At 75.1% G+C, this 4,440-nt stretch carries 2 protein-coding genes and 2 pseudogenes; all 4 read right to left on the bottom strand.

All coding sequences use genetic code 11. The annotated features are described in order from the left end of the window. Window positions 1-1,439, bottom strand: a 1,439-nt coding sequence (gene crtI / locus CCN29_RS31870) for a phytoene desaturase family protein (RefSeq protein ID WP_086686015.1), incomplete at its 3' end; no start/stop codon positions are given. Continuing rightward, window positions 1,436-2,578 (bottom strand): polyprenyl synthetase family protein, encoded by a 1,143-nt coding sequence (locus CCN29_RS31875; protein WP_086686017.1) that lies wholly within the window; start codon window positions 2,576-2,578, stop codon window positions 1,436-1,438. The genes crtI and CCN29_RS31875, both read right to left, overlap by 4 nt. Before the next feature lie 123 nt (window positions 2,579-2,701). Further along, window positions 2,702-3,753 (bottom strand): annotated as a pseudogene (locus CCN29_RS31880) (FAD-binding domain-containing protein); the annotation flags it as partial. Between the two features lie 325 nt (window positions 3,754-4,078). Further along, window positions 4,079-4,330 (bottom strand): annotated as a pseudogene (locus CCN29_RS31885) (transcriptional regulator); the annotation flags it as partial. Window positions 4,331-4,440 lie beyond the last annotated feature (110 nt).

A 4,440-nucleotide genomic window follows, 5' to 3' on the forward strand; every position in this document is an offset into this window, starting at 1 on the left:
AGCACGGTCGGCACGCCGACGCCCGGGGTGGTGCCGCAGCCCGCGAGCACCACGTTGTCCACGCCGCGCACCAGGTTGCGGGGCCGGAAGGGCCCGGTCTGGGCGAAGGTGTGGGACACGGAGAAGGGGCTGCCCGCGGCGTGGCCCTGGGCCGCCCAGTCCAGCGGGGTCACCAGCATCTCCTCCTGGACGCTGTCCGCGAACCCGTCCAGGCCGCGCCGTTCCAGCTCGGCGACGAGGCTGTCGCGGTAGCGGGGGCCGAGGTCCCGCCAGGCGGCGGCGGAGGGGCCGACGTCGGTGTTGGGGCAGGGCGCCAGCACGTAGTGGAGGTGGCGGCCCGGCGGCGCCAGGGAGGGGTCGTGCGTGGTCGGACGGGTGATCAGCAGGGAGGGGTCGCTCATCAGCGACCCCGTGCGGGTCAGTTCGTCGAAGGTGCGCTCCCACGCGGCGCCGAACGACAGGGTGTGGTGGGCGAGTCCGGGCCAGGTGCGGTCGGTGCCCGCGTGCAGGATCACCGCGGAGGGGGAGTGCCGCAGGCGCACCGGGCGCCGGGGGGTCCGGCCCATCAGGCGGTGCGCGGCGGGCAGTTCGCAGGTCAGGACGACCGCGTCGCACGGGATGCGCTCACCCGAGGCGAGGCGGACCGCCCGCACCCGCCCGGAGACGCTCTCCAGCGCACTGACCTCCGCCGACCAGCGCAGCTCGGCACCGGCGTCCGCCGCCGCGTCGGCCATCGCGCGGGGCAGGGCGTGCATCCCGCCCTTGGGGAACCAGACGCCGGCCACGGTGTCCATGTAGGAAATCACCGCGTAGGCCGCGAGCGCCCGGGCCGGGGCGACCCCCGCGTACAGCGCCTGGAAGGAGAAGACCCGCTGCAGCCGCGGGTCGTTCAGGAAGCGGCCGATGCGGGCGTCCAGCCGGCCGAAGCCGCCGAGGGCCGCCAGCCGGGCCAGGTCGGGGTGCGCGAGCTGGAAGGGCGAGTCGAAGTTGGTGTCGATGAAGCGGCGCATCTGGGCCCGGTACAACTGCTCCAGCCACGCGCGCAGCCTGCGGTAGCCCGCCGCCTCGGCGGGCCCGGCGAAGCGGCGCACCTCGGCCTCCATGGCGTCGCCGTCGGTGTGCACGTCCAGCGAGGTGCCGTCGGCGAAGCCGGCCCGGTAGGCGGGGTGCAGGGGCGTCAGTTCGACGCGCCGGTACAGGCTGTCGCCGACGGCGGCGAAGGCCTCCTCGGCCAGGTCGGGCATGGTCAGCACGGTGGGCCCGGTGTCCACCTGGTAGCCGCCGAGCCGCACCTGCCCGGCCCGGCCGCCGGGCCCGGGGTCCCGTTCGACGAGTGTGACCCGGCGGCCCGCGCCCAGCAGGTGCAGCGCGCAGGCCAGGCCGGACAGCCCGGCGCCCACGACGACGACGTGGTCCGTCGGTCCCGGCACGGTCTTCATACCAGCTCCTCCGCCGGGCGCGGGGCGACGCCCGCTGCCCGCTCGACCAATACGGTGAACTCCTGCTGCACCCGCGCGCCGGCGCCGGTGGCCTCGAAGTGCCGCAGGGCGGCGGCCGCCAGTTCGGTGATCCTGGCCTCCACCTCGGCCCGCGCCCCGGTCCGTTCCAGCGCCGCCCGCATCCGCTCCACGGTCTGCGGGGACCGCGCGTCCGGGCCCGCGGCGAGCACGGCGGCGGCCTCGTGGTCGCCGGTGGTCCCGGCGAGCCGCACGGCCGTGGCCAGCAGGTGGGTGAGCTTGCGCGTCCGCAGGTCGTCGTCGGCGGGTTTCCCGGTCAGCAGCGGGTCGCCGAACGCGCCGAGGACGTCGTCGCGCAGCTGGAACGCCAGCCCGGCGCACCGCCCGGCGGCCCGCAGCGCGTCCACGGTGTGCGGGTCGGCTCCCGCCAGCGTGGCGCCCAGCGCCAGGGGCCGGGCGACCGTGTACAGGGCGCTCTTCAGTTCGGCGATGGCCAGGGCCTCCTCGCCACTGGACGATCCGCTCGCCTGGGCCTTCAGGTCCCGGTACTGGCCGGCGACCATCTCGGTGCGCATGGCCCGCCATTCGCCGTGCAGCCGGGCGCCGTGCGGCGAGGCGAGCGCCGTCTCCGTCAGCAGGTCGTCCGCCCAGGCCAGTGCCAGGTCGCCGGCCAGCACGGCCGCCGACGAGCCGAACGACTCGGCCGAGCCGGACATCCGCGCCGCCCGGTGCCCGCGGGCGAAGTCCACGTGCAGGGCCGGCGCCCCCCGGCGCAGCGGGGAGCCGTCCATCACGTCGTCGTGGATGAGGGCGCACGCCTGGAGCAGTTCCAGGGCGGCCCCGGTGCGCAGGACCGGGCCGGTGTCACCCGATCCCCCCGCGGCCCGCCAGCCGCACCACACGAACGCCGTGCGCAGCCGTTTGCCGCCACGCAGGGAGAACGCGGCGACGCGCTCGGCCAGGTCGCGTGCGGCCACGGCGTCGGTCTGACGGGCGTGGCGCAGCCGCGCCTCGAGCACCTGCCCGAGCACGGCCTCCACGGCCCGGGTGGCCCCGGGGGCGGTGAGCGGGGCGTCGTCCGGTGCCCCCGGTCCGGCCACGGTCGGCCGCGGTCCAAGCATGCGCAACCCCTTCTCGCATCCGGTCATTCGCACATCAGTGCTTCCGCCGAGAGTGGTGTTCCGGATGCACACCGACGCGACGTCGCCACGCGTCCGTGCGCAGTCCGCTCATGGGTACCCGGTTCATCGCTGACGACCGTGCGCCTCGCGGAAACGGGCCAGTCCCTCGCCGGGGCCGATGACCGGTTCGGGGTAACGCAGCGCGGCCCGCCGGTCGTCCGGGAGCCGCCAGGGCTCGTGCACCGCGCCGCCCTCGACGCCGGCCAGCTCGGGCACCCAGCGCCGTACATAGGTCCCGTCCGGGTCGTAACGCCTGCTATGCAGGACGGGGTTGAGGACGCGGTGGCGGCGGGAGTCGGTGCCGGTGCCGGCGACCCACTGCCAGTTCATCTGGTTGTTGACGATGTCACCGTCGACCAGGTGCCACAGGAAGTGCCGGGCGCCGACGCGCCAGTCGACGTACAGCGTCCTGGTCAGGAAACTCGCCGTCACCAGCCGCGCCCGGTTGTGCATCCAGCCCTTGTGGCGCAGCTGGCGCATGCCGGCGTCCACCATCGGACAGCCCGTACGGCCCTCCCGCCAGGCGGTGATGTCCTCGGCCGCCTCGTCCTCGCCGCGCTGGGCACGGCAGGCGCACATCTCAACAGTAGGCCGCGGACCATTGGTCGCCGCGGCTGCGGTAGTCCTGCCGGGACGCCTCGGGCCGCACCGCGAGGAGCTGGTGATGGAAGTCGCGCCGGCACAGCCGGCGCACGAACGCCTCGGACCCGGCGCCACCCACCGTGCGGACCCGGTGGACGAGTTCCGCCGGGGACAGTGCGCCGAAGTGCAGGTAGGGGGGTAGCCGTGACGTGGCGTCACCGGCCAGGTGACCGTGCGAGTCGGCTTAGCCGGCGAGGTCCGTGCGCGCCCAGCCGGCGAACCGCTCGCGGCCCGCCGTCTCCCCGCCGGCCGCCAGGCCCGGCGACCCGTCCGCGGGCCGCCCGCGGGACGGCGGCTCCTCGCCGGTCGCGGCGGCGGGCATGCGGACCGCGTCCGGCGCGGGCAGGGGCTCGCGCAGCCGCTCCCGGGACCAGCGGCGGTAGCAGGCCGTGAACACGGCGAAGTGGTCGGAGCCGTTATGGGTGACCCGCCCGGGGGGCGAGGGCGGTGATGACGTCGTCGTGCACGTGCAGCGCGACGACCGCTCGTGACACGACGAAGCCCGCTCTGTGATCAGCACGAGGTAGGGCTTTCGCCGTTGCCGGGTTCAGACATATCCGTCCCGCAGTCTCTCCTCACGAGGCCTGATCACCCGCAGCCGGGTCGACCGCCGCGAGGTCCACCGAACGGGTCACCCACCCACGCACGCCGCCTCTGCGCCACGGTCACCGGTGCCTCTGTGCGTGCAGCTCCTCCCACACCCGTTTCCCCCACGGCAGCGGCTCGCTTCCCCATTGCTCCGCCAGCGACGCGGAGCCGGGCCGCGCCGGGGCGTTCGATCACCACCCGGATCGGGAGCTCGGCCAACGGCCGCAGGCACGGCGGGTAATGGGGGAGCGTCCACAGGTCACGCGCGATCGCCACGGCGAAGGCGTGGTGCTGCATCCATGACGGCGCCACACGTCGCAGGGACTCCAGGATCTTCACCGCCCCGGCCGCATCCCCGGTGTCCGCGTGGGCTCGGGCTATGTCCAGCAGCAGTCACGTGCGCCACGAGGGAGGCGGGTCCTCGCTGAGCCGCATTCCCTTCGCCAGAGCCAGGGCGCTGCGTCTTGCCCAGGTCTTCGTCAGCCACGCGGCCACGGTTCGCTGAATCCGGGCGCCGACCGCAGCGGCAGGAACGGTGCCCCGGTCCGCCGTCGGGTACGGGCGCCCGTACC

The sequence above is a fragment of the Streptomyces pseudogriseolus genome (assembly GCA_002154585.1).
Taxonomy (GTDB): Bacteria; Actinomycetota; Actinomycetes; order Streptomycetales; family Streptomycetaceae; genus Streptomyces; species Streptomyces pseudogriseolus.

Coding starts and splice junctions, on each gene's coding strand:
- CCN29_RS31875 (WP_086686017.1), bottom strand. CDS start 2,578: ATGCTTGGACCGCGGCCGACCGTGGCCGGACCGGGGGCACCGGACGAC.